Origin of the sequence: Catellatospora tritici (assembly GCF_019083965.1) — a bacterium.
GTDB lineage: Bacteria > Actinomycetota > Actinomycetes > Mycobacteriales > Micromonosporaceae > Catellatospora > Catellatospora tritici.
Genome location: NZ_JAHRCY010000003.1, coordinates 16914 through 40598, shown reverse-complemented (window position 1 = coordinate 40598; position 23685 = coordinate 16914). Strand labels below are relative to the sequence as shown.

The window sequence follows — 23685 nt, the reverse complement described above, 5'->3', positions numbered from 1 at the left end:
ACGGCTGCCGTACCGCCGCGGGGGCTGCGGGACAACCCGACGCGTCGACCGCACCCGCGTTGCCCTTCAGCCGACACGCCTGCCGCGCCTGCTTTCGTTGCGGCCTCGCGAAAATTGTTGGCAGGAGGCGACTTTTCCCTGCCCGGCCGCACGATGCCGCGCCCCGCCGTTGCCGTCGGCCGGCCGGGCGCCCCCGCCCGCCCGGCAGGCCGACGGTCAGGGCGGGTCAGCGGGTCAGCGGGTCAGCAGGTTGACGCATGCACTGTCGCGGATCAGTCCGGCGGCGATGGCCGTACTGGCGTGGCTGTCGTGGGTGTAGGTGGCAAGGTGCGCACCTGGCATAAGGCGCTGCCACGCCTGAGCCCAGGCCCGCGACACCACCGGATCCCGGTCGTTGCTGGCGACACACGTCATCGCGGTCCGCTGCACCCGCACCGCGGGCCACGCCGGCGCGGCCGACGCCTGCGCTGCGCACTGGCGCTGCGTCGCGACCAGCAGCGCCTGCGGCTGGGTGGCATCCACCTGCGGGCCGTCGGTCCAGCCCGCATAACTTGAGCACATGCCGGCCACGAACCCTGCCATCGCCGGCGAGACCCGGCCGCGTTCGTAGCGGGTGAGAACCTGGTCGGCCATCCGCCCCACCTGCTGCTGCACCTCGGTCCCGACATCGGGCCACCGGGAGAACGTCGTCCACAGCCAGCGACTGTTCTCCGCCAGGCCGTATGCGGCACCGAAGGCAGCAGCTGCCAGATCTCCCCGGGTGATGGGCTGGCTCCTGCCCGCGACGGCAACGTCCGGAGCCCGGTCGATGAGCTCGTGGAGCACGTCGACCCCCCTACGCGCGCAGTCCAGTCCGATGGCCTGGCAGGACGCCGTGTAGCTGCGGTCGATCGCCTCGTTGAGGTTCTGCACCCGCGCCCTGGTCACCTCTGCCCCGGTGACGTCGGCCGGCGCGATCGGGGCGTTCAGCAGGAGCCACGCCGCGGGGTAGGCGCCCCCGGCCGCGGCCGCGGGCAGGGCGCCAAACGATTGGCCGACGATCCCGGTCAGCGTGGCGTGCTCCTGTTCGAGGATCGCGTGCAGGGCTGCGGTATAGGTCTGCGCGGTCCAGGTCCGGACTGCGCACAGTGGCCGCGGCTCGGCACTGCCTCCAACGATGTGGCGCACGAACCCCTCAAGCGCGGCCTCGCACGCGTCGTCGAGGGTGGTGCCGACCCACGGTTCGTTGACGAGCAGGATGTCGCTGGCCTTGAGCGAGTCGGGCAGGCCCAGCGACGGCCGGTCGCCATGCGCCAGCGCGTTGCCGCCGGGCCCGCCTGCTTCCACCAGCACCAGGCCGCGGTTGGCGGTGCCGGGCAGGACGGCGTAGCTCACCAGTCCGACCTCAGGCACCGAAACGGTGCCGCACCGGTTCTCTTTTACTTGGCACGCGGGCGGCTTGTCCGGACCGCGCGACGGCGACGCCGTGGTGGCTGCGCTGACGTCGACGGACGGCGAGCGTCCCCAGATCACCACCGCCGCAGCAGTCGCAAAGGAAAGGACCAAGAGCCCGAGCAGGATGCGGTCGCCGTAACGCCGGCGTCGCTTCTGGCGCCTCATGATGCTCCCTGTCACTCAATACACCACCTGAACCGCCCGTCCGGACTGTTGGTTGCGCACTTCGCTGGGCAGGCTCGACGACGATAGCCGATCAGCGGTCACGCCGTTGTCCGATCAGGGCCCTGGGCGCAGGATCTCGGCCGGAGTGCCGCGGTCCGCTTCATGGGTTAGGGGTACGCACCTGCTGCCGGGTGAGTGTGCAGTGGTGTGTTTGGGTGATCGCTGGTGATCATCCGGTACCCGGTACAGCATGGCGCTGCTGGCCGACGGCACCGTCAAGGCCTGGGGCAGCGGCGGTGGAGGTGCGCACCGAAGCGGATGCGTGTGGTCTCCATCCCGCAAGGGTGCCCTGTGCTTCCGGGGAAGATCGAGGCGGCCATCGCCGCAGGCGCCTGAGCGCGTGGGTGTACTCGTGGGCGATGGGGCGGCTCTGTCCGAGCCGGACGTGTCGGCGGACGGTGTTGTAGCGGTGCGGCCATCGGATTCGACAGTCGAGTGACAACTTAGGTGTTCGACAGGACCTGATCGAGCACAATCGGTGGATGCGGTGCGCTTGGGGCGAGGCATTAGGGTAGGCAGGTCGCCCTAGACCCCGGTGGCCGGATTTGTGCTGAACGGCACTGATCCGCCTGCCAGGTGAGGGGGCGCCATGACCACGTCAACACCGGTTGAAAGCCTGCGTGCGGCTAGGCCTGGTCGTGCCGCGATGAGTGCGGCGGCGCGGGCGCTGGCGGAGTGGCCGCCGCAGCGGTCCGTCTACCCTGACGCCTGCCGCCTCAATGTGGTCGACCACATGCACGGCCATTGGGTGCATGATCCCTACCGCTGGCTGGAGGCAGGCGAAGATCCGCAGACGGAGGCGTGGTCATCCGAACAGGACGAGCTGCTGGCCGCGCACAGGCGCAACTGGCCGCTGCGGGGGGTGTTCAGGGCGCAGGTGGCCGCCTTGCTGGCGATCGGTGACGTCAGCACGCCAGTCTGTCGGGATGGCCGCAAGTTCTTCTACCGACGCGAGGCCGGTCACGAGCATCGGGCATTTCTGGTAGTCGATTCCAGCGATACCGAGCGAATGCTGATCGACCCGATGGCAATCGACCCGGCCGGGCGGACGCTCATCGACTTCGCGGAGCCCTGCATCGAGGGCCGGCTCGTCGCCTACGGCCTATCGGTGAACGGCACCGAGGACTCCGAGCTGTATGTGCTCGACGTCGACACTGGCAAGATCATAGACGGGCCCATCAACCGATCCCGGTACACCGACGTCGCATGGCTTCCCGGCGGGGAGGCGTTCTATTACGTACGCCACCTGCCCCTCGATGCGGTTCCGGGCGGTGAGGGCTACCTGCACCGCCGGGTCTACCTGCACCGCGTGAGCGCCGAGCCGACGACGGATGTGCTGATCGCCGGCGCGGACGCCGCACCGGGCCGGTACTTCCACATCACCGTCTCCGCTGACGGGCGGTGGTTGACCCTGATCGACCGGCAAGGCACCGACCCACGCGACAACGTGCGGGTGGCTGACATGACCGGTGGGTCGATCGAGGAGCCTGCGTTCACGGTGGTGCAGCGGGAGGACGTCGACGCACGCACCACCGTGCATCATCGGGGCGGCCGGGCCTATATCTGGACCAACCGGGATGCGCCCCGCGGGCGGCTGTGCACCGCCACACCCGGGCGGCTGGAGTACGCCGACTGGTGCGACCTGATCCCCGAGGACCCCGAGGCCGTACTGACCGACTACGCGGTGCTCGATGCCAACGACCTGCCGCGACCGTTGCTGCTGGTATCGCGCACCCGCCACGCGGTCAGCGAGCTCGCCGTGCACGACCTGGCCACCGGGGAGCTCGTGAGCACCGTGGCGCTGCCGGGGTTGGGCAGTATCGCCGGGCTCCGCACGACGTTGGCCGACAGCGGTGAAGCTTGGTTCAGCTACTCGGATTTCGCCAACCCGTGGGCGGTCTACCGGTTCGACGCCGCGGACGGCTCCGTCACGCCGTCGGCGCGGCCGTCGGGGGATTGTGCACCACTCCCGCTGAAGGTCCGGCAGGTGACCTATCCGTCCGGTGACGGGACCGAGGTGCGGATGTTCGTGATCGCCGACGAGCATGCTCCCGCCGGGCCACGTCCCACCATCCTCTACGGCTACGGCGGCTTCAACACGCCCATCAGTCCATCGTGGTGGGCGACAACCGCCGCCTGGGTCGCCGCGGGCGGCGTATTTGCCATGGCAAGCCTGCGAGGGGGCAGCGACGAAGGAGAGGGGTGGCATCGGGCGGGGATGCTCGACTGCAAGCAGAACGTCTTCGACGACTTCAGGGCCGCTGCCGAGTGGCTGATCGGACACGAGGTGACTATCCCCGATCAGCTCTGCGTCATGGGCGGCTCGAACGGTGGACTGCTGGTCGGTGCGGCGCTTACCCAGTTTCCCGAACTCTTCGCGGGCGTCGTCTGCGGAGCTCCGCTGCTGGACATGCTGCGCTACGAGCTCTTCGGACTCGGGATGACCTGGACCGGCGAATACGGCACCGTCGTCGACCCGGAGCAGTTCGGTTGGCTGCGGGCATACTCGCCTTACCACAACGTGCACGAGGGCATCGACTACCCAGCCGTCCTGTTCACCGTCTTCGACGGCGACACACGCGTGGACCCACTGCACGCGCGCAAGATGGCGGCCGCGCTGCAATTCGCCACGTCGGGGACCCGGCCGATTCTTGTGCGGCGCGAGAAGGATGTGGGGCACGGGCAGCGCGCGGTGACGCGCACCGTCGAACTCTCCGCTGACGAGTTGGCCTTCGCCGCTGCGGCCACAGGCCTGCACGGCTGGTCTGCCACAAGACCACCCGCATCCGCGGCAGCCCGGGACTCCCTACGCTGAGTCGAACGGGATGCCTGCACATCAGCGACATGATCTATTGGCCGGCTGACCGCTCCTGGACAGCTGAGGAGCCCATGCCGTAGCCGTACGCGACAAGGTAGCAGACAGCACTGACCTCTAAACCGATCAACTGCCGAAGGCCGGTCTCTTCGCCTTCAGCGATCTCCTTGCTCACAGCGACCCCGATTCCGGCCAGTTCGACCAGTGCGTATTCGGCGCCGCGGACGGCCGGTATCTGGTGGGATCACCTGTCGCCAGGACCTCGGCGAGCTGCCGGAACGTCTCCGTCTCGCTCGGCAGCTGGTCGTAGCGGTCCGGCTCGCGATGCCACCACTCTTCGAGCACCAGGAACCGAGGCAGCTCCGCCGGGATACGTCGACGCAGCTCGGCATCGTCGGCCAGCAGCAGATCGCGATGCTCCGGCACGAGCAGGCGAAACACATCTTCGAGCAGGTCGCCGACGCGTGCGGGCACCGGCACCCGCTGCCCGCGGACCTCGATCGGCCCGCCATCGACGCACAAGTACTCCGGGTTGTCGCGATCCTCGATCTCGTCCATGTTGTCGATCCGGGAGTGGAAGTCCTCGACCTCGAAACCGGGTCGGCCTCGGGTGAGGCAGTTGCCGTACGTGTGCACGACGTCGACGACATTTCCGGCACGGGGGTTGTAGCCGACAAGTTCGATCAACAACGCCCAACGCTCGTCATCACGGAACACGTGCATCCGCGCGTCGATGGCCGAGTAGTACGGATGCTCGGGGTCGGCGAATCCGAACTCGCGCGCAGCACCGTCGAGTTGAGCGAGAATCTCATCGGCTGCTTTCATCGCGGCAGCGTATTGCACAGGGTGGCCATCTGGGCATCGGGGGCGTAAGCCACCGGGGTAATAAGTCAGGTGCATCTGCTTGGGTCGCTCGTGGGTCGGCCACGTCGGCGGCTTGTGGCCGGCCACCCGGTGGAAGGCGATGCACTGGCCGTCCTCGGGGCAGACCGAAGCCCGGTCGGCGGAGACGTCGATCCTCCAATCCAGCATCGCGCCGTAGAACCTGGCGAGCGCACCAGGATCGGGGCAGTCGATAGCGATGAGGGGCAGGCGGGCGATGGCCATGCCGGCCAGGATGTCGACCATTGCGGTTGGCGCACGTCCGGATTCCGCGGTGACGTGCCGGCGCCTGCGGGGCTGGGTATCCATACTGAGCCGAAGTCCACCATGGCGATGTGTCCGCACTGCGCTTGCAAACGGCCGGGTGCACAGCCGCTACGAGCGGTCTCTGTCGGACGTGGCGGTCGGTGGCCATCGGGTCCGGGTGCGGGTGCGGCTGCGCCGGTTCTTCTGCGACGACGTGGGCTGCGCTGGTCGTACGCTGTTGAACGAAAAGCGCCGATACGTCAATCGGCCCCTTCGAGTAATGGCACCAGCGCGTGCCTGGTTCTGAGCGTGTCGGGGTGTTCGTCACCCAACACCCGCCGCCGCACGTCGAGCGCCTGCACGTACAGGGCACGGGCAGCGACACGCTCGCCCTGCGCGGCCATCACCCACGCCAGCTGGTGCATGGTGCTGAGCGTGTCGGGATGTTCGTCACCCAGCACCCGCCGCCGCACATCGAACACCTTCTCGAACAGGGCACGGGCAGCGGCCCGCTCATCCTGGTCCGCCATCATCCACGCCAGGTTGTGCATGGTGTTGAGCGTGTCGGGGTGTTCCTCACCCAGCACCCGCCGCCGCACGTCGAGGACCTGCTCGAACAGGGCACGGGCTGCGGTCCACTCACCCTGGTCCGCCATCACCACCGCCAGGTTGTGCATGGTGGTGAGCGTGTTGGGGTGTTCCTCACCCAGCACCCGCCGCCGCACATCGAGGACCTGCTCGTACAGGGCACGGGCTGCGGCCCGCTCACCCTGGTTCGCCATCACCCGGGCCAGCTGGTTCATGGTGGTGAGCGTGTGGGGGTGTTCATCACCCAGCACCCCCCGCCGCACGTCGAGGACCTGCTCGAACAGGGCACGGGCTGCGGCCCGCTCACCCCGGTCCACCATCAGCACCGCCAGCTCGTGCATGGTGCCGAGCGTGCTGGGGTCTTCATCACCCAGCAGCCGCCGCCGCACGTCGAGGAGCCGCTCGAACAGGGCACGGGCAGCGGCCCGCTCACCGCGGGCGCTGAGGTAGTCCCCGAGCCAGTGGTCGAGGACCGCGGTCCTGGTGGTTGCGGTGGCCGGATCGGTCGCGGCCAGCACTGCGGTGATGTGCGGGCGAAGTGCTGCCCACCGGTCCCAGGTCCGCGGGTCGCGGGCGTTGTCGCCCGCCGGGCGCGCCCGAAGCAGGAGGGCCGCCAGGGTGTCCAGCCAGGCCGGTTCGTCCCAGCCCGCTACCGTCGCGACCTGTCGGCGGACGGTTGCCTGCACCAGCCGGTGCACCGACACCGTAGCGTCGGTGCGTCGGAGCAGGCTGTAGTCGGCCAGCGCCCCGATCACATCCCACACCCGCTCCCGGCCGACATCCAGCTCGGCCAGGCCCTGCGGCATCCCACCTTCGGGCTCGAAGACGTCGACGGGAACGACGTCCGGTGCCAGATACGCCAGCACCCGCAGCAGCACGACCGCCGCCGGCTCCTCCTGAGCAAGCCGCTGGTAGGACATGTCCCACAGTGTCGCCACTCGCTGCTCATGCCCTACCGCTTGCCCCTTGTCGAGCATGGCCGTCAGCCGCGCCTCCAATCGCGACACATACTCCCCACCCGGCAGGTCCGTCTTTTCCATATAGGCGGCAGCCTGCTCCAACGCCAGCGGCAGATCGCCCAGCAGTTGCGCGATCCGGTCCGCCACACCCACAGTCAGTCCCGGCACCCGGCTGCGCAGCAGCCCCACAGCCTCATCCCGGGGCAGCAGATCCACCTCGTGCACCCGGCCCAGCGCACGGAACCCTGCCCGGCGGGTCGTCACCAGCACCTGTCCGGCCCCACCCGGCAACCATCGCCGGATCTCTTCCGGGTCTTCGGCGTTGTCGAACACCAGCAGCCACCCCGGCATTGCCCGTAACGCCGCCACGACCTCGGCCGCAGCCTTCATCACGTCACCTGTGGCGGGCAACCCCAACCGTCCGCCCAGCTCAGCCAACTGGTCCGCGACCGTGGCCGCCTGCTCCGCACGGACCCACCACACCACGTCGAACCCGGCTGCGTGCTGGTAGGCGTACTCCATCGCCAACTGCGTCTTGCCCACACCGCCCATACCCCGCAGCGCCGACACCGCCACCAGCCCGCCCGAACGCAACCCCGCAGCCAGCTCGGCCAGCTCATCCCCGCGACCCACGAAGTTCGGGTTCCGCGTCGGCACGTTCCACACTGCGGGCAATGCTCCCGGAAACCGTGGCCGCGACACCACCACCCGCGCGCCACCCGGAAACCCGGGAGCATTGGACGGTTTCACGCGACCTTGCATCCCACCATCGACCGCGTCCCGCAACACCCGCCGAGCCGCGACCTCACTCAGGTCGAACAGGTCCACCGACACGACCAGGCCCAGCAACCCCGGACGATCACACGACGCCACCCGCACGGGCAGCAGCTTCGATCGCTCACCCAGAGGATCAGCGGCCCACGCCGCCTGCCACTCCGCCCGCCCATACACCGACAGCAGGTAGTCGGGCGACAACACCACGACCGTACGCGCGGCCAGCCGTACACCGCGGTCCATCTCCTGGATCCAGTTCGAACCCGCCACGATGTCCCACGCCTGGATCAGCACCCGATAGCCGACCTCCTCCAACTCCCACGCGATCCACTCGGCCCAGCCGCGATCAGCCTGCGTATACGACACGAGGAAGTCCCACCGGACACCGGCATCGACAGTCACCGAACCAACATGCCAGCTGCCGTCAATCCCACACCATCGGCTACCGAGGCAGCCCGCCGTCAACCGACACGACACCACACCGTCCCAGGAGAAAACCGGAAGACGGTCCAGCAACCAGCAGCCATCTGCGCCACCCCACACCAACCCGCGCCCACGCCGCGAACCGCACCGTTGTGGCCTGGCTCAGCTCACCCCACCGGCCGGTAGTCGCGACCGCACACGCGTCCTTGGCTCGCCATCCCGAGGCGATCGACCACCATCAGCAGGCGCTGGCCCTCGCCCGCGACGTCGGCGACCGCGAAGGCGAGGCGAGGCGAGGCGAGGCGAGGCGAGGCGAGGCGAGGCGAGGCTGCGCTATAGGTCCGAAGTTGCGCGACGCGCCCGTCGGAACCGCTACCCGCCGTACGCGTTCAGTGTTGCGCGGCTCGATTTGGTGTCGGGGTGGTCGGCGCCCAGGACGCGGATCTGGTCGGCGACGACCTCACGGAGCAGGCGTACCGCCTCGTCCCGCTTCCCGACCTTGCCGAGGTTGTACCCGAGCGTGTGGCGGGAGACCAGGGTGTCGGGGTGGTCGGCGCCCAGGATCCGGATGTGGTCGGCGACGACATCCCGGAGCAGGCGTACCGCCTCGGCCGGGTCCCCAGCCTCCCCGATGTTGAGCGCGAGTTGGTGGCGGGAGATCAGGGTCTCGCGGTGGTCGGCGCCCAGGACCCGGATGCGATCGGCGACGACGTCACGGAACAGGCGTACCGCCTCGGCCGGGTCGCCGCCCTTCCCGATGTTGTACGCGAGCAGGTAGCGGGCGGCCAGGGTGTCGGGCTGGTCGACGCCCAGGACCCGGATGTGGTCGGCGACGATTTCCCGGAGCAGGCGTACCGCCTCGGCCCGGTCCCCACCCTCCCCGACGTTGAGCGCGAGCAGGTAGCGGGAGATCAGGGTGTCGCGGTGGTCGCCGCCCTGGACTCGGATGCGGTCGGCGACGACCTCACGGAACAGGCGTACCGCCTCGGCCCGGTTCCCGCCGTCGCCGATGTTGAGCGCGAGATTGCCGCGGGAGGTCAGGGTGTTGGGGTGGTCGGTGCCCAGGACACGGCTGTAGTCGGCGACGACCTCGCGGAACAGGCGTACCGCCTCGGCCCGGTTCCCGCCGTCGCCGATGTTGAGCGCGAGTTGGTGGCGGGAGACCAGCGTGTCGGGGTGGTCGGTGCCCAGGACACGGATGCAGCCGGTGACGACGTGGCGCAGCAGGTCCGTGGCTCCGGCGTAGTCGCCCCGTTCGCGCATCCTGTCGGCGTCCTTGTACTGACGGGTGAGGGTCGCGGCATCGACAGGCGCGGTCACCGGCGCGGCGGGGACGCTGTTCCAGCCGCGGCGCAGGCGGTCGGTGAACTCAGGCGTCGGCATCTGGCCGCCGGTGACGTTCTCGTATTGCAGGTGGGCAAGGCGGAAGAACCGCGTGCCTCCCAGCAGCAAGGGGAATATCGGCTTGCCGACCAGTTCGGCCTGGTCGATCTCCCGGTCCACCCAGTCCGACAGGTCCGAAGCCGAGCTCATCACCACGACAAACGCCGCGCACGTGTCGATCTGCTGTTGGATCACCCTGGACCAGCGATCACCCGTGATGACCTGCCGATCGAACCACACCTCGATACCGGCGGCGCTTAGATGTTTGGCCAGCTTCACGACGTAGGCGCTGTCACTGGCATGGCTGTAACTGATGAACACATGACCCGACACCCAAGCAAACTACCGGCCACTGTGGATCTCACGGCATCGGCTACGCGTGCAGAAGGCTCAAGTTCGAGGTTGGTTCGGGCGTCCACTGCTTCGCCCACATGGCCATGACCACCGCCGGGTGGACCATGGTGGTGAGGGTGCGAGGGTGTTCTTTACCCAAAGCCCGCCGTGCAGTGTCGGAAACCTGCTCAAGGCTGGCGCGGGCGGCAGACCACTCGCCCATGTCTTGCCGACCTCGACGTCCCCACAACGGGCAGAATGGTCAACCTGTGGCCGTCGCTTACGGAATCCGATCTGTCAGTGAGACCGAACGAGTCTCCGACCAGACCGCCCGTTGGGTCGATAGTCCTAATCGAACAGTAGTCGCAAGCTCACAGCATGACAGCGAACCGCAACCCGGACGACGAGATATCGCGCATCGGGGAAGCCCTTAACGACCTGCTCAGCCAGGCCGAACGCATCCCGTCGCGGCTGCGCTCCCAGCTGGTGGACAGGATCCAGCCACTGATCGACATGGTGAGGGACAGCCGCAACCCGCGGGTCATGATCATGGGCCGCCGAGGCTCGGGCAAGTCATCGGTCATCAACGCCCTGTTCGGGTCATTCGTTCAGGAGACGGGTGCGGTCAAATCCACCACCGGTGCGGCGACGTGGGTGACGTGCGAGTACGCAGGTCGTCAGATGGACCTACTGGACACGCGCGGAGTGCAGGAGGGGTCGCGTCCGACCGAGGACGACCCGGCGGCTTCCGCCGAAGAGTCCCTGCTGGTGGCGGTACGCAAGACGTGCCCGGACGTGATCGTGTTCGTCGTCAAGGCGGAGGATGTCGACTCGGCGATCGAGGGCGACCTGCTCGCCCTGGAGGCCGTTCAGGACGAAGCCCTCCGCACCTACGGAACCGCACCGAAGATCCTGCCCGTGCTCAACCAGTGCGACAAACTGCACCCCATCGACATCCGCCTGTCAGAGACACATCAGGACGCCGAGAAGCAGGAGACGATCAACGCGGCCATCGCCCTGCTCGCGCAGCATCTGGCGACCCGTCCGGCGCTGAGCGAACACCTCATCCCCGAGATCATTCCGGTCAGCTCGCTCGCGTTCTATGACCGAGAGAGCCGCGAGATCGTCCCGGCGCGCGATTATCGGTGGAACATCGAGTTGCTGGCGGTGAGGATCTCGGAAAACCTGCCCGATGAGGCGCAGCTCGCCTTCGTCCGGCTGGCCAGATTTCGACGCGTTCAGAAGCGCATCGCCAACAGTGTCATTACTGTATGCGCTGGCGCAGCAGGTATTGTGGCCGCTGAGCCGATCCCAGTGGCAGACCTCCCGATCATCACGACCATCCAGGCGACGATGGTTCTGGTGATCGCATATGTCAGCGGCGAGCGCCTGACCATGGCGGCGGTCAGCCGGTTCTTCGTGGGGCTCGGAGTGAACATCGCGGGTGGCATGGTCCTGCGCGAGATCGCCCGAGCCCTGGTGAAACTCCTGCCACTGGGCGGCAGCCTGATCTCGGCCGGTATCGCCATCGCGGGCACGACCGCAATCGGCACTGCGGCAACCGCCTTCTACATCGACAAGCGACAGATGGACGAAGTGAAACGGGAGTTCGACGAACAGCAATAGCGTCCGGTACAGCCTGGTTGTCGCGCGCTCGAGCGCCGCCGACGTGACCCAGCCGACGCGGGCAGCTCAGCCTTCGGCCGACATACAAGCCTGGCCTCCACTTGATCAAAGCGGGGGCCAGGCCTGATGGATCATGTACCAGGTGCGCCCAAGGGGCTGCATGAACCCCAAAGTACATGATCGCAACGGCCAGTGAGCTGCCGCTTTCATGATCACCCCGGCCGAGGTGGTGACGGCGACGGTGAGGTCGCCGGCTGGCCGGGCAACGGCGCGAGGTCGCCAGCGTCATGTTCGCACGACGATGCGCAAGTACGTGTGGTCGCCGTGGACGTCGACTCAGTCGCTTGCGACCGACCGGGGCCAGGCGGTCAGTTCCACAACCGCACCGTCTTGTCGTCGCTGGTGGTGACGAGGGTCTGCCCGTCCGGACTGAAGCTCATCGAGTTCACATCGTCGGTGTGGCCGGTGAGGGTGGCGGTGGCGACCGGGCGCAGTGGGTCGGTGACGTTCCACAACCGCACCGTCTTGTCGGAGCTGCCGGTGGCCAGGATCCGCCCGTCCGGGCTGAACCGCACCGACAACACCTCGCCGGCGTGGCCGGTGAGGGTGGCGGTGGCGACCGGGCGCTGCCGGTCGGTGAGGTCCCACAACCGCACCGTCTTGTCGGAGCTGCCGGTGGCCAGGATCCGCCCGTCCGGGCTGAACCGCACCGACAACACCTCGCCGGCGTGGCCGGTGAGGGTGGCGGTGGCGACCGGGCGCTGCCGATCGGTGAGGTCCCACAACCGCACCGTGTCGTCGGCGCTGCCGGTGGCCAGGGTCTGCCCGTCCGGGCTGAACACCACCGACCGCACCGCGTCGGTGTGATCGGTGAGGGTGGCGGTGGCGACCGGGCGTAGCCGATCGGTGACGTTCCACAACCGCACCGTCTTGTCGGTGCTGCCGGTGGCCAGGATCCGCCCGTCCGGGCTGAACACCACCGACAACACCGTGCCGGTGTGGGCGGTGAGGGTGGCGGTGGCGACCGGGCGTAGCCGATCGGTGAGGTCCCACAACCGCACCGTGTCGTCGGCGCTGCCGGTGGCCAGGGTCCGCCCGTCCGGGCTGAACACCATCGACCACACCGAGCCGGTGTGGTCGGTGAGGGTGGCGGTGGAGACCGGGCGTAGCCGATCGGTGACGTTCCACAACCGCACCGTCCTGTCGAAGCTGCCGGTTGCCAGGGTCTGGCCGTCCGGGCTGAACCCCACCGACAAAACGAAGTTGGTATGGCCGGTGAGGGTGGCGACAGGGACGCCTCGGAGTTTCACCGGGCGTGGTGCTGGCGAGGCTAGAGTCACGGACTTGGGCAGCCGGTCGACGTACCCGGTTGAGGGCATTCGGTTACCGGTGACGTCCTCGTACTGCACGTCGTTGAGGCGGAAGAACACCTTCCCGTCCAGCAGCAGCGGCAGAATCGGCTTGCCCAGCTCCTCCGCCCGGTTGATCTCCCGGGTCACCCAGAGCGACGCCTTCGCCGCCGGGGTCATCACCAGGACGAATGCGGCACAAGAGTCGATCCGCTCCTCGATCATGTCGGCCCACCGTTCACCGCTCACGATGTCCCGGTCGAACCATACGGCCACACCAGCCGCCTCCAGATGAGCCGCCAACCGCTCCACATACCCCGCGTCGGAGGCGTGGCTGTAGCTGATGAACACATGACCGGACACCCCAGCAAACTACCGGCCGATGTCGATCTCGGAGTACGGGCCGGAAGGGCAGGAATTCCAAAGATCCGGGGAATGGGCGGGCACAGCGCGGGATACTGCTGCGTTGTAGCAGGCCACAGGCATGAAGCCTATTGGTCTTGAAAACCGCCGCGATCCGCGGACGTCCGGATGGTCTGGCCACCTGCTCGGACAGAGTGGCCGGGTTTGCGAAACGCACCCCCAGCGCACCGAGGCGTGGGTGCCGGTCTGAGCCTGGGCACCTGGAAGGATTTCCATGAACGGCATCGCTGGGCGGTGACGAAACACCTCAGGTCGCCGCCCGACAAAGGGCCCCGCAGGCGGCAGGCGACCAAGGCAGCGCCACGCAACAGGTCCGCCCGTGGCGGTCTACCAGTAGATCTTGCGTGACGGCTCGCCCCAACGCGACGGCTCGCTGCGAGCTATGAACGCCATGCGGTCCGGCAAGCGCGGGCTCAGCCACAACGAGCTTGCCGGGTCGTCATACACGTCGACGTAAGGGTTGGGCCGTCTGACGTAGTAGCTGCGGCCCTCCTCGCACCACGCATAAAGCGCCATGCAGTGGAAGAAGAAGGTCACCGCGACGGCCGCGGCCACATACAACGCGACCGACACGTCAAGTAGCGGGTACATGGCCAGCGGGTAGATCACCGCCGGAACGCCGACGAGGAAGAAGAACAGAAATCCGCTCACCATGGTGGCCTCGCCGTCCGCGGATCGCGTGCGTTCGACGATCCAGGACAACGGGTGCGCGCCCATGGGCCGACGCTCGCTGGACCAATCCGCCGGGGCGTAGACGAGGATCAGCAGATTCAGGACCAGCGGGACGAAGAGCAGCGCAGGCGAGAGCGGCTCATCGGGGGCGGCACCCCCGAGGAGGCTCGGGATGCCGAATATCAGATAGGCGCAGGTCACCACGCCGGCGATGGTGAGCGCCGTACCCGCGATCATCTTGACCGACCGGTACGGAGTGAATTCGATCGTTCTCGACCTGTCCGCTTCGATCCGGGCGAACATCGACCGGCTGCTCATTCTCGCCGAGAGGAATCGGTTTCGCGGCGGGGGCGCCACAGACAGCACGTCAGCAGCCGCCAAAAGCGTTACCAGGGTGCTGTTGATCGGAAGTCCCTGCTTGAACGGATAGGCCGCGCTCCGGTCTTGCTCCTGCACGAAAGCTGGTTTGAACGGATCCTGATGGAGCAGTTCCACACAGCACTCTTGATCGACGGCCAGCCGGAGCAGCCTGTCAACTATGTCCCGTGCGGCAGGCTCTGTTTCGATGCCGGGTATCGCCAGGCAGCGCCACAGAGGCTCGACCAGCCGAGGGTCGTCGGGGATGGCCATGGCGATCTTTGAAACCAAAGGCGCGGTCTCATGGGCGTTCGCGGCCACGACGGTAGCCAGGACGGTGAGCAGCGCATTCGCATCGCCGCCCAGTAGGGACACCGTGGGGTTGCGGTCGATCAACTCAGACAGCGTCTCCCGGACATGGTGCACGGTCGCGCCCTGGATCGCGCTCATCGGTGAGCTCGCCCCGGCGACCAATGCCGCCAGGTCGACTGCCAGGTCGCCCTCGCCCCGCAGCAGGCGGTCCGCGAGGGCCTGGATGACGGGCAACGCGTCGTCCTCCAGCGCCTCACACACCCCGAGGCAGTGACCGGCCAGCCGCAGGTCGATGCGGGACAGTGCGGCCAAGGTCTGGCTGGCCTGCGATTGGTCCATCATCGCCATGAAGAACAGAATCACCTGCCACCAGGTCTGGTCCTGCGCCTTGCCCAGAATCACGCGCATGCCGACCTGCGGCTCACGACTCAACTCTTCGGCCACCAGGTACTCCTGGATCGAGCGATGCGCGAACACATACCGATCGTCGTCCTTCGAGACCGGCACGATGATGCCGGCATGTTCCAGGATCTCCTCGACGAATGCGTCCACATCCGATAGTGGCACCTTGCGGAACTTCCGCGCGCCTGCGAGTGGACGGGCGGCGGCAAGGAGGTCCCGCCGCGTGAACTCATCGAATGCTATCTCCGTGGTGGCGGCGCTCAGTGCGAATTCCCGCAACAACCGGCACTTGTCCTCGGGTCGGAACACGTTCGCCGCACCCTGCGTGTCCGACCGGTGCCGGTGCCGATCCACCATCTCCTCGACTATGAGCTTGTAGAGCTGAGCGATCGAGTGAGGGATGTCGAAGAACTCCTTGTGCGCGAAGCGTCCGACGGACATCGCGAGGATCAGGGGCACACGATGTAGTTCCAGTGTCCCTGACAGGCGAACCGCCGCTATGAAAGCCTCTGGGCCGGTGGCCGCCTTGAACTTCGACCTGAGCCTGTCCAGGTACTCGTAGATCTCCACGCTTCGCAACGGGGCCAGGCGAAACACCGTCGATACGATGGAACCCTCCCACTCGTCGCGAATCGCCAGCAGATTCTGACTGCGGCAGGTGACGATGACATGCGCCGAGAAGGTCGGGTTCGACGGATTGCGGTCCGCCACGAAAGCTCGGACCGCGTCACGAACGGATGCGTATCGGTCCGATCTCACCTCGTCCAGGCCATCGAACAGAACGAGGCACCGGCCCTGGACCAACCAGTCGCGGACCAGTTCAGCGGCTCGGTCGGGCATGAATCCGCATTCGCGTACCAGCACTTCACCGACGATGTAGTCCAGCACACCACGTCCGCCCACGATGAAGGTGGAGAGTTTGCGAAGGGATACGAAGATCGGGACCTGCGTCTGCTTGCCCTGCTGCGCGAGCTGCACGCCATATTTCTTCAGCAAGGTGGACTTGCCGGAGCCTGGGGCCCCCTCGACCAGGATTCGACCAGCCGCGTGCGCGCTCGTCAGTCGCTCGCTCATGGCTTCCAGCGCGGAGATCCGGGTCTCGCTCTCAGCTCCCGGCGGTCGGAAGAACAGCGACACGTAGGTTCGCGTCAGGCTCAGTCCCTCAGTGTCGTCAAGATATATATTGTCGATCTTGCTGTATTCGACGGCGAACCAGCTCGAATAACGCCGCTCGTCGACAAGTCCGGGTCGGCGATCACGTACGAGTTTCCAGATCGCTCTGATGAACGACACCAGAAGTGCGCCCACTGGAGCCGCGAGGATGGCGACGATGCCGATGAACTCTTCGAGGGTCAGACCGAATCGGCTCGACAGCCATTCGCGCATCTTTCCTCCGGTTGCCCGATACGCCTTCGGTGTCACACATACCCCAGCGATCGATCGGAGGCAAGGGTCTGCTTAGGATCAGACGGCGACGTGTTTGATGTTCCGCTGCCTCAGCACGCGAACTCCTCGGAATAGTCTCGGCGCCGTCTGGTCGGACAGGGGTGTGTTGCATCGCAGACACACCCGGCGACTTCCATATTCCGATGGCCGCATGACGCCACGTAGCCTTAGCGGCTATGGGCGAATCAGCTGGAGCACACCCTGCCGCCGACTGGAGGTGCGGTGGCCTCGATCAGCCTCCGCCCGCCGGACTGGACCTCGTGCACCGCCTCACCATCGATGCCGTACCCATCAGGAGCCTCGAGTTCTCGCCGGACGGGACTCGTGTCGCCGTTTCGGCTTTCAACAAGGTGTTCGTCTGGAGCGTCGACAGCGGACAGCTGACACACACCATCGTGGGTACATCCGAGTCTCGCTCCATGCGTGTCGCCCGACAGTCGGATCCGGGCAGATCGCTCCAAGACGCCAGGCCGCGTGGCCATGTCGACACCGCTTTCGCGTGGTTGGCGAACGGCCAACGGATCGTCTTTGAGGCATCTGGCCAGCTGGGCGTCCTGGACCTGGAGACCGGCGATGAGGTCTGGAGCAGGCGCGATCAGGTGTTCCTCGGCATAGCCGTCTCCCCGCTCGGCGACAGGATCGCCGCCGGAACCGCGGCAGGCGTGATATTGATCTTGATGGCGCACGACGGAACGGTCCTACGCACCCTTAGCGATCACAGTGGCGCCGTGTATGAGTTCGCCTGGTCGCCGGACGGCCGACATCTCGCGGCGGGTGGATCCAGTGACGGCCCATGGCGAGGTATCGACGGCCACGAGACGACGATCCGCATCTGGGACACCGGCTCCGGAAATTTCGTCGCGCGGTTGGCTGGACACACCGGCGACATCACCGGGCTGGCCTGGTCTCCGCGATCGACCATGCTCGCGTCGGTGTCGATGGACAAGTCCGTACGCCTGTGGGAGCCGCTTTCGGGGCGGCTGATCACCATCGTCGAAGTGCACACCGACGTCACCCGTGGTTTGGCGTTCTCGCCGGACGGATCCGTCCTCGCATCGACCTCGTGGGACGGCACCGTCCGGTTCTGGCGTCCCGACGAGGTCCGCGAAGTCGCGCTGCTCAGGCTGTCGCCCCGCCGGGACATGGTGTGGAGCCCGATCTCCTTCACCGCTGACGGCGGCCACTTCGCGATGGCGCGGGCCGACGAGCTCCTCATCTTCCGCACCGATGTCGCGGCGATCGCCCAAGGCGGCACCGCCCTGGACACCGTGCGCTACACCACGGCGAGACTGGTGCTCGTCGGTGACTCGGGGGTGGGCAAGACCGGGTTGGGCTGGCGGCTGTCGCACGGCGAGTTCCGCGAGCACGCCTCCACTCATGGACAGCAGTTCTGGGCGGTTGACAGCCTCGGGGTGGTACGTCCGGACGGCACCGAGTGCGAGGCCGTCATCTGGGACCTCGCGGGTCAGCACGTCTACCGGCCGGTGCACGTCATCTTCCTCGAACGGGTCGACCTCGCCCTCGTGATGTTCGACCCGACCAACCGGCATGACACGCTGAAAGGTGTCGACTTCTGGCTGGAGCAGCTGGCAGGCAAGGGTACGCTGCCGCCGACCGTGCTGATCGGCGCGCGGCTGGACCGCGGCTCGTCGGTGCTCTCCCGGGCGGACCTGGCCGAGCTCTGCAGAAACCATGGCATCTCCGGCGGCTACATCGGCACCAGTGCCAAGACCGGCGAGGGCGTCGACGAGCTGACCGCCGTCCTGCGCCAGCTGATCCCGTGGGAGAACACCGCGGCCACGGTCACCACGGTCACCTTCAAGCGGATCAAGGACTACGTCCTGGCGCTGAAGGAGGAATCGGCTACCGGCCGGGTGCTGGTCGACATGGATCAGCTGTTCCGGGAGCTGTGCGCCTTTGATCCGGAATGGCGGTTCACCCTCCAGGAGATGCGCACCGCGGTGGGACACCTGGAGACCCATGGATACGTCGCCGTCATGCGCAGCTCGGCGGGCCTGGAGCTCGTACTCCTGGTGCCAAGCCTGCTGCCGGATCTCGCCTCGTCAATCATCCTGCAGGCCGACCGGCACCCGCGCGAGCTCGGGGCACTCAGCGAATCCGTGCTCCTGCGCGGCGACTACCCCTTCACCGAACTGGCCGCTCTGGAGCCGACTGAGCGTGAGGTACTGATCGACGCGACCGTCGAGCGGTTCCTACGGCACACGGTCTGCTTCCGGGTCACCCTCGGAGCCGAGACGCTGCTGATCTTCCCGAGTCTGATCCGGCAGCGGCGGCCGCTGCAGGACGACGCGGAAACCATCGACGACGTCTCCTACATCGCCCGCGGGCGGGTGGAGAACTCGTATGCGGCCTTGGCGGTGCTGCTGGGCTACGCGCCGGTCTTCACGCGGGTCACGCAATGGCAGGACCAGACGCACTATGAGATCGAGAAGGGGCAGATCTGCGGTCTGCGCGTCATCCAGGAGCGCGAGGGCGAGCTTGAGTTCGTCCTGTCGTACAGCTCGGCCACCCCGCCTTTCGGGCGGGCACTGTTTCAGGGGCTGTTCGAGAAGTTTCTGACGCAGCGCGACGTCAAAGCCACCCGGTTCACGCCGGTGCTCTGCCGCGGCGGGCACCGGCAGGAACGATCCGTGGTGGTGCAGCGCCGACGGGAGCGGCGAGGATTCCTCTACTGCAGCGAGTGCGGGGAAAAGGTGGTGCTGCCCGACGCCAATCCGGTCGGCACGCCGGACGCCGGCATGCTTGTTCCAGTCATCCGCCAGGAGGGCTACGCCCGTCTACGCAGCGAATACGAAGCGAACCTCGCACGGGTCAAGGCTTACTCGCGGACCGCCGCCACGCCCCGGTGCTACCTGAGCCGCGCCGGCGACCAGGAAAGGTGGGCCGAGGACCTCGTGCAGAGTATCCGCGACGCGGGCGTCGAGCTGGTCGAGCACCCGGACGGCCTGAGTGCGGGCGATGTCGTCCTGATGGTCCTGACCCCGTCGTACTGGTCAGCCTGGTCCCAGCCGTCTGGCCCGATCGCGCGCGACCTGCCGGTCCTCGCCGCGCGACTGCGCCGTGGCAGCACGGAACCGATCATCCCCATGCTCGTGGAGGGCAACCCCGACAGCGACCAGCTGGCTCGGCTCGGCGGTCGGGATCCCCTCGACTTCAGGGAGGAATCGCGCCACTTCCTCCGGTTGTTCGACCTGGTTCTGTCGCTGCACGGCATCCGCGCGACGAACCCGGCGTTCGCCCCGCTACGCAGAGACCTGGCCAATCGCCGACTTGAGGCACTGTCGGCCATGCGGGATCTCCGCCGGTCGCCGGCCGCGGCCAACCCCCGCGACGTGTTCGTCTCCTACGCGTGGAACGACGAAAGCAAGACTGTCGTCGCTGAACTGAACCAGGCGTTTGCCGAACAGGGCGTACGGATGATCCAGGACACCAAGGACCTGGCCTTCAGAGGTGACATCCGCGCCTTCATGCGGGCGATCGGCCAGGGCCAGGCCGTCGTGCTGGTCATCAGCGACAAGTATCTGCGCTCGGAGAACTGCATGTTCGAGCTGCTGGAAGTGGAGCAACATGGCGACCTCCGCGACCGGATCTTCCCCGTCGTGCTGGACAGCGCCCGGATCTACAAGCCACTCGACCGGATTGAGTACGTCAGATTCTGGGAGGAGCAGATAGCGACCCTCGACACCGCCCTGAAGACGGTCTCCGCCGCCAACCTCGACGGCTTCCGCGAAGAGATCGACCTTTACACGGCGATCCGCGCTGCCCTGCCCCGGCTCGGTGACGTCCTCAAGAACTTGAACGCCCTCACCCCCGCCCTGCACCGCGACTCCGGATACGCCCAGGTCGTGGAAGCAGTGCTGCGCACCCTGGACACATGACCATGCCCGAGGACAGGTATTTGTGACTGCCGCACAGTGCCCGCGAGGGTGGTGAGCCCTCGCCACCTACGCCGCCGACGTGCGGGACGAGGGGGGCCGCAGTTCCATGCGCTTGTACTGTGCTGAGAGCGGCCGGTCCTCAAGCGGTGTTGTTGTGCGGTGCGGTGCCGGCCAGTTCGATACGGCGATCCGACTAGCATCGGATCATCCACAGTCGACAGAGGGAAACGAGACGTCACGCCTCCGCCCGCTCATCACGCTGACACTGCTGGCCGTCGGCGCGGCCGGCTGCACGGCGCCGCAGCCGGAACCGGAGCCGTCGCCGTCGGGGCCGGCGGCCGAGGCGGTCGCGGCCGACTACGTCCGCATGGCCCCGAGTACGCCCAGCGATACCAGCCCGCTGCTGCTGCAGAAGCGTCCGCTGACCCCGGCCGACGCAGCGATCATCGGCCCCGAGTACGCCACGGCTTTCGACTGGACGGCCGCGGTCCCGCGGATCGACGCCGACGACGCGGACCGGATGGGTCTGGAGGGCGCGATCACGGCGCCCTCCGGCGCCGAACTCTTCCTCGCTCACGTAGCGCGGCCGTTGCCGCGTCCGGTCGGCAAAGCCGGTGCGCTGACGCCGGCGATTCAGGTGGTGGTCAACGGACAGGCTCGGGAGTCGTCCGTCCGCTTCGGCCGCGACCACATCCTCATCGTCTGCGTTCCCACGGGTGCGCCGGTTCTGCTGAAGATGTCCGACAAGGGGCGTACGCAGACCCTCGATCTGCGCTCGGGCAAGCGGGGCCCGGATGCGAACCCGTTGTTCTACACCCGTTATGCCATGAAGGACTTCGGGGTGCGGACGAACATCCGGCCGCCGGATCCGGGCCGGATCGACATGTCGGGCTCGCTGGCGCTGCTGCCGTGGACCGAGGAGCATGGCTGGGCACCCGCCGGGAAGGCATGGTTGCATTTCGAAGGGTTTCTATACCAGATGCTCGCCGACACCGACGGCCCGGTGACGTTGGACCTGTCACGCAGCATCACCGTCACTGTCGGTGGGAAAACGTGCCCGGCCTCCGCGGAGAAGCGCTTGCTCGCCGATACGCCGACCAGCACCAGTACTCCCGAACCGCTGGACATCGCGGTGCCGGCCGGTTTCCGCACGGGCACACTTCGGCTTGATCCGGAGGTGATCTGCCACGACTGTCACCCCGGCACGCCATCGAGCGTGCGCATCACATTGGTGGCCGGGCCGGTGCCGATGGCACCCTGACCCCGGCAGACGAGGACCCGGCGGCATACGGGCGACTCGGCGCGGGCCACGGCGACGGCATGCGGCCGGGTCCTCGTCCTCATGGCGGGGGCACGAGGGCACCCGACACGATCTCCCGGTCGAACCACACCTCGACCCCGTGCTCAGTCAGGAACCTCGCAAGCTTCTCGGCGTATGCCGTGTTGCTGCCGTGGTGGTAACTGATGAAGACATAACCGGGCACACGCGTACGCTACCGAAACACATCGATCATTCGACATCATGCGGCCGATCGCCAAACGCTGAGGAACTGGTTCACGGCCTCGGCCATTTCGCCGGACCGCTCGGAGAACAGGTTGTGGCCTCCGCCTTCGATCCACGCAAGCCTGGCGCCGTTCACGCGTTCCGCTGCGATGGCGGCGTTGACCGGTGGCACGACGCGGTCCTCGGTTCCGTGAACGAACAGGGTCTCGTGGGTCAGCTCGGGCAGTCGCTGCCACGTGCCGCCGTACGCCACAGCCGCGGTGAGCTGCGCCTGGTAGACCTCCGGGGGGACGGGCTGTCGAGCCCGGCAGGCGACATCCTCCTCGATCAAGGCGCGCGGCGTGGCGGACGCATAGACGTAGGGCACAGAGGCGAGGAGTGACTCCGCAGGACTGAGCTGCGAGCGTCGCGCGAACATGGCGAGGACCTCGTCGTCGGCGGATACGGCGTGCTCGTCTGCCGTGTGCGTGGAGGCCAGGACCAGTCGCCGCACCCTGCGGGGGTGGGCGAGGGCGAACTCCTGGGCGACGATCCCGCCCAGGCTCACGCCCAGGACGTCGGCCGACGAGGTCTCGCAGGCATCGAGTACGAGGGCGACGTCCGCAGCCATCTGCTCGATGGTCAATCCGGTCGTGTCGGCTGCCGCGCTCCCCCCGACGCCCCGGTTGTCGAAGGTGATCACTCGTCGCTGTGGGGTCAGCAACGGCAGCAGTCGGAACCACATCGCCGCCGGATAACCGAGGCCCTGGACCAGCACCAGCGGATCGCCGGCTCCTGCGGCAGCCCAGCTGATCCCGTGGGTCGTGCCCGAGCTGGCTTGTGGCCGGGTCAGCCGTTCCATTCGCCGGCCTGCTTGTCATCGGATGACGGAGGTGCGGGGCGGTCGAACAGCTCGGGGTGCAGGGCGAGCTGGTGACGCGTCCGGCGGATGTGGCCGCTGAGGATCTGCTCTGCGTCGGTCGGGTCGCGTCGCTTGATCGCCTCGATGAGCAGGCGGTGCTCGGCGTTGACGATCCACTGCTGGTCGGGACCGTTGAGTCGGACGAAGGCACGGCGGTAGTGCTGGGTGGTGTTCCAGAACCGGTGGACCATGTCGGCCAGTTGGCGGATCTGGCAGCCGCTGTAGGTCCGCAGGTGCAGCTCACGGTCGAGGACCAGGAACCGTTCCACGTCCCAGCCGGATTCGATCTCGGACTGGATGCGTTCGAGCCCGGCGATGTCGGAGTCGGTGAGGTTGTTCATGCTCTCGGTGAGGGCAAGGGGTTCCACGCGCTCGCGGATCTTGTAGATGGTCTGGCATTCGACCAGGTCCATGCGGGCCACCCAGGCGCCGCTGTTCGCCTTCAGGGTGGCCAGGCCCTCGGACTCGAGGATCCGTAGGGCCTCGCGTACCGGCAGCCGACTGGCGCCGAGCTGCTCGGCCACAGCCTCCTGCCGGATGCGCTCACCGGGGAGGAGGCGGTCGTCCAGGATCATCTGCCGCAGGTGCTCGGCGATCCGCCTGCTCGCGACCGTCGGTGAGCCTGCCTGGGCGTCGGTCGCCTCGGCGGCGTCTTCGGCCCGGGTCTCGCGCATCATGCAGCGGCTCGCGCGTCGTCGCCGACCATGGAGCTGGTCGGGGTGCGATCAGTCA

Annotated in this window: 14 protein-coding genes; 5 read left to right on the top strand and 9 right to left on the bottom strand. The window is 67.4% G+C overall.

Annotated features, from left to right (window positions below; genetic code table 11):
- Nucleotides 1-234: 234 nt before the first annotated feature.
- A complete protein-coding gene (locus KUA19_RS07500; protein ID WP_217395415.1) occupies nt 235-1599 on the bottom strand; it encodes a hypothetical protein in 1365 nt (454 codons plus the stop codon).
- A gap of 649 nt (nt 1600-2248) precedes the next feature.
- Here KUA19_RS07500 and KUA19_RS07495 point away from each other — a divergent pair.
- The gene (locus KUA19_RS07495) at nt 2249-4474 is read left to right on the top strand and encodes a prolyl oligopeptidase family serine peptidase (RefSeq protein ID WP_254548960.1); all 2226 of its coding nucleotides are present in this window, start codon (nt 2249-2251) and stop codon (nt 4472-4474) included.
- 171 nt (nt 4475-4645) lie between these two features.
- On the opposite strand, the gene KUA19_RS07490 is transcribed toward KUA19_RS07495, so the two are convergent.
- A complete protein-coding gene (locus tag KUA19_RS07490; protein WP_217395414.1) occupies nt 4646-5602 on the bottom strand; it encodes a DUF7003 family protein in 957 nt (318 codons plus the stop codon).
- Here KUA19_RS07490 and KUA19_RS44935 point away from each other — a divergent pair.
- Nucleotides 5556-5909: a transposase family protein gene (locus KUA19_RS44935; protein ID WP_372451774.1), complete on the top strand. Its 354-nt coding sequence runs from the start codon at nt 5556-5558 to the stop codon at nt 5907-5909. The two genes, KUA19_RS07490 and KUA19_RS44935, sit on opposite strands and share 47 nt — an antisense overlap.
- On the opposite strand, the gene fxsT is transcribed toward KUA19_RS44935, so the two are convergent.
- Together fxsT and KUA19_RS07475 are read right to left on the bottom strand one after the other, a co-directional pair.
- On the bottom strand, nt 5863-8388 hold the full coding sequence (fxsT, locus tag KUA19_RS07480; protein WP_217395412.1) for an FxSxx-COOH system tetratricopeptide repeat protein: 2526 nt from the start codon (nt 8386-8388) through the stop codon (nt 5863-5865). The genes KUA19_RS44935 and fxsT overlap by 47 nt on opposite strands.
- A gap of 330 nt (nt 8389-8718) precedes the next feature.
- Nucleotides 8719-10062, bottom strand: coding sequence for a tetratricopeptide repeat protein (locus KUA19_RS07475; protein ID WP_217395411.1), 1344 nt, complete (start codon nt 10060-10062; stop codon nt 8719-8721).
- A 378-nt stretch (nt 10063-10440) separates the two neighbouring features.
- On the opposite strand from KUA19_RS07475, the gene KUA19_RS07470 reads away from it, so the two are divergent.
- Nucleotides 10441-11688, top strand: a complete 1248-nt coding sequence (locus tag KUA19_RS07470) for a GTPase (protein ID WP_217395410.1) — start codon at nt 10441-10443, stop codon at nt 11686-11688.
- 368 nt (nt 11689-12056) lie between these two features.
- On the opposite strand, the gene KUA19_RS07465 is transcribed toward KUA19_RS07470, so the two are convergent.
- Nucleotides 12057-13400: a toll/interleukin-1 receptor domain-containing protein gene (locus KUA19_RS07465; RefSeq protein ID WP_217395409.1), complete on the bottom strand. Its 1344-nt coding sequence runs from the start codon at nt 13398-13400 to the stop codon at nt 12057-12059.
- 387 nt (nt 13401-13787) lie between these two features.
- Entirely contained in the window at nt 13788-16589 is a 2802-nt protein-coding gene (locus KUA19_RS07460; protein WP_217395408.1) for an NACHT domain-containing protein, read from the bottom strand.
- A gap of 320 nt (nt 16590-16909) precedes the next feature.
- On the opposite strand from KUA19_RS07460, the gene KUA19_RS07455 reads away from it, so the two are divergent.
- The gene (locus tag KUA19_RS07455; RefSeq protein ID WP_217395407.1) at nt 16910-20548 is read left to right on the top strand and encodes a TIR domain-containing protein; all 3639 of its coding nucleotides are present in this window, start codon (nt 16910-16912) and stop codon (nt 20546-20548) included.
- A 154-nt stretch (nt 20549-20702) separates the two neighbouring features.
- Nucleotides 20703-21809: a hypothetical protein gene (locus KUA19_RS07450; protein WP_217395406.1), complete on the top strand. Its 1107-nt coding sequence runs from the start codon at nt 20703-20705 to the stop codon at nt 21807-21809.
- Nucleotides 21810-21888: 79 nt separating this feature from the next.
- On the opposite strand, the gene KUA19_RS42470 is transcribed toward KUA19_RS07450, so the two are convergent.
- From KUA19_RS42470 to KUA19_RS07435, 3 genes are read right to left on the bottom strand one after another with little or no spacing between them, the layout of a single operon-like run.
- Nucleotides 21889-22032, bottom strand: a complete 144-nt coding sequence (locus KUA19_RS42470) for a toll/interleukin-1 receptor domain-containing protein (RefSeq protein WP_217395405.1) — start codon at nt 22030-22032, stop codon at nt 21889-21891.
- Nucleotides 22033-22068: 36 nt separating this feature from the next.
- Entirely contained in the window at nt 22069-22893 is an 825-nt protein-coding gene (locus KUA19_RS07440; protein ID WP_217395404.1) for an alpha/beta fold hydrolase, read from the bottom strand.
- Nucleotides 22881-23630 (bottom strand): GntR family transcriptional regulator, encoded by a 750-nt coding sequence (locus KUA19_RS07435; protein ID WP_254548958.1) that lies wholly within the window; start codon nt 23628-23630, stop codon nt 22881-22883. Before KUA19_RS07435 ends, KUA19_RS07440 begins: the two co-directional genes overlap by 13 nt.
- Nucleotides 23631-23685 lie beyond the last annotated feature (55 nt).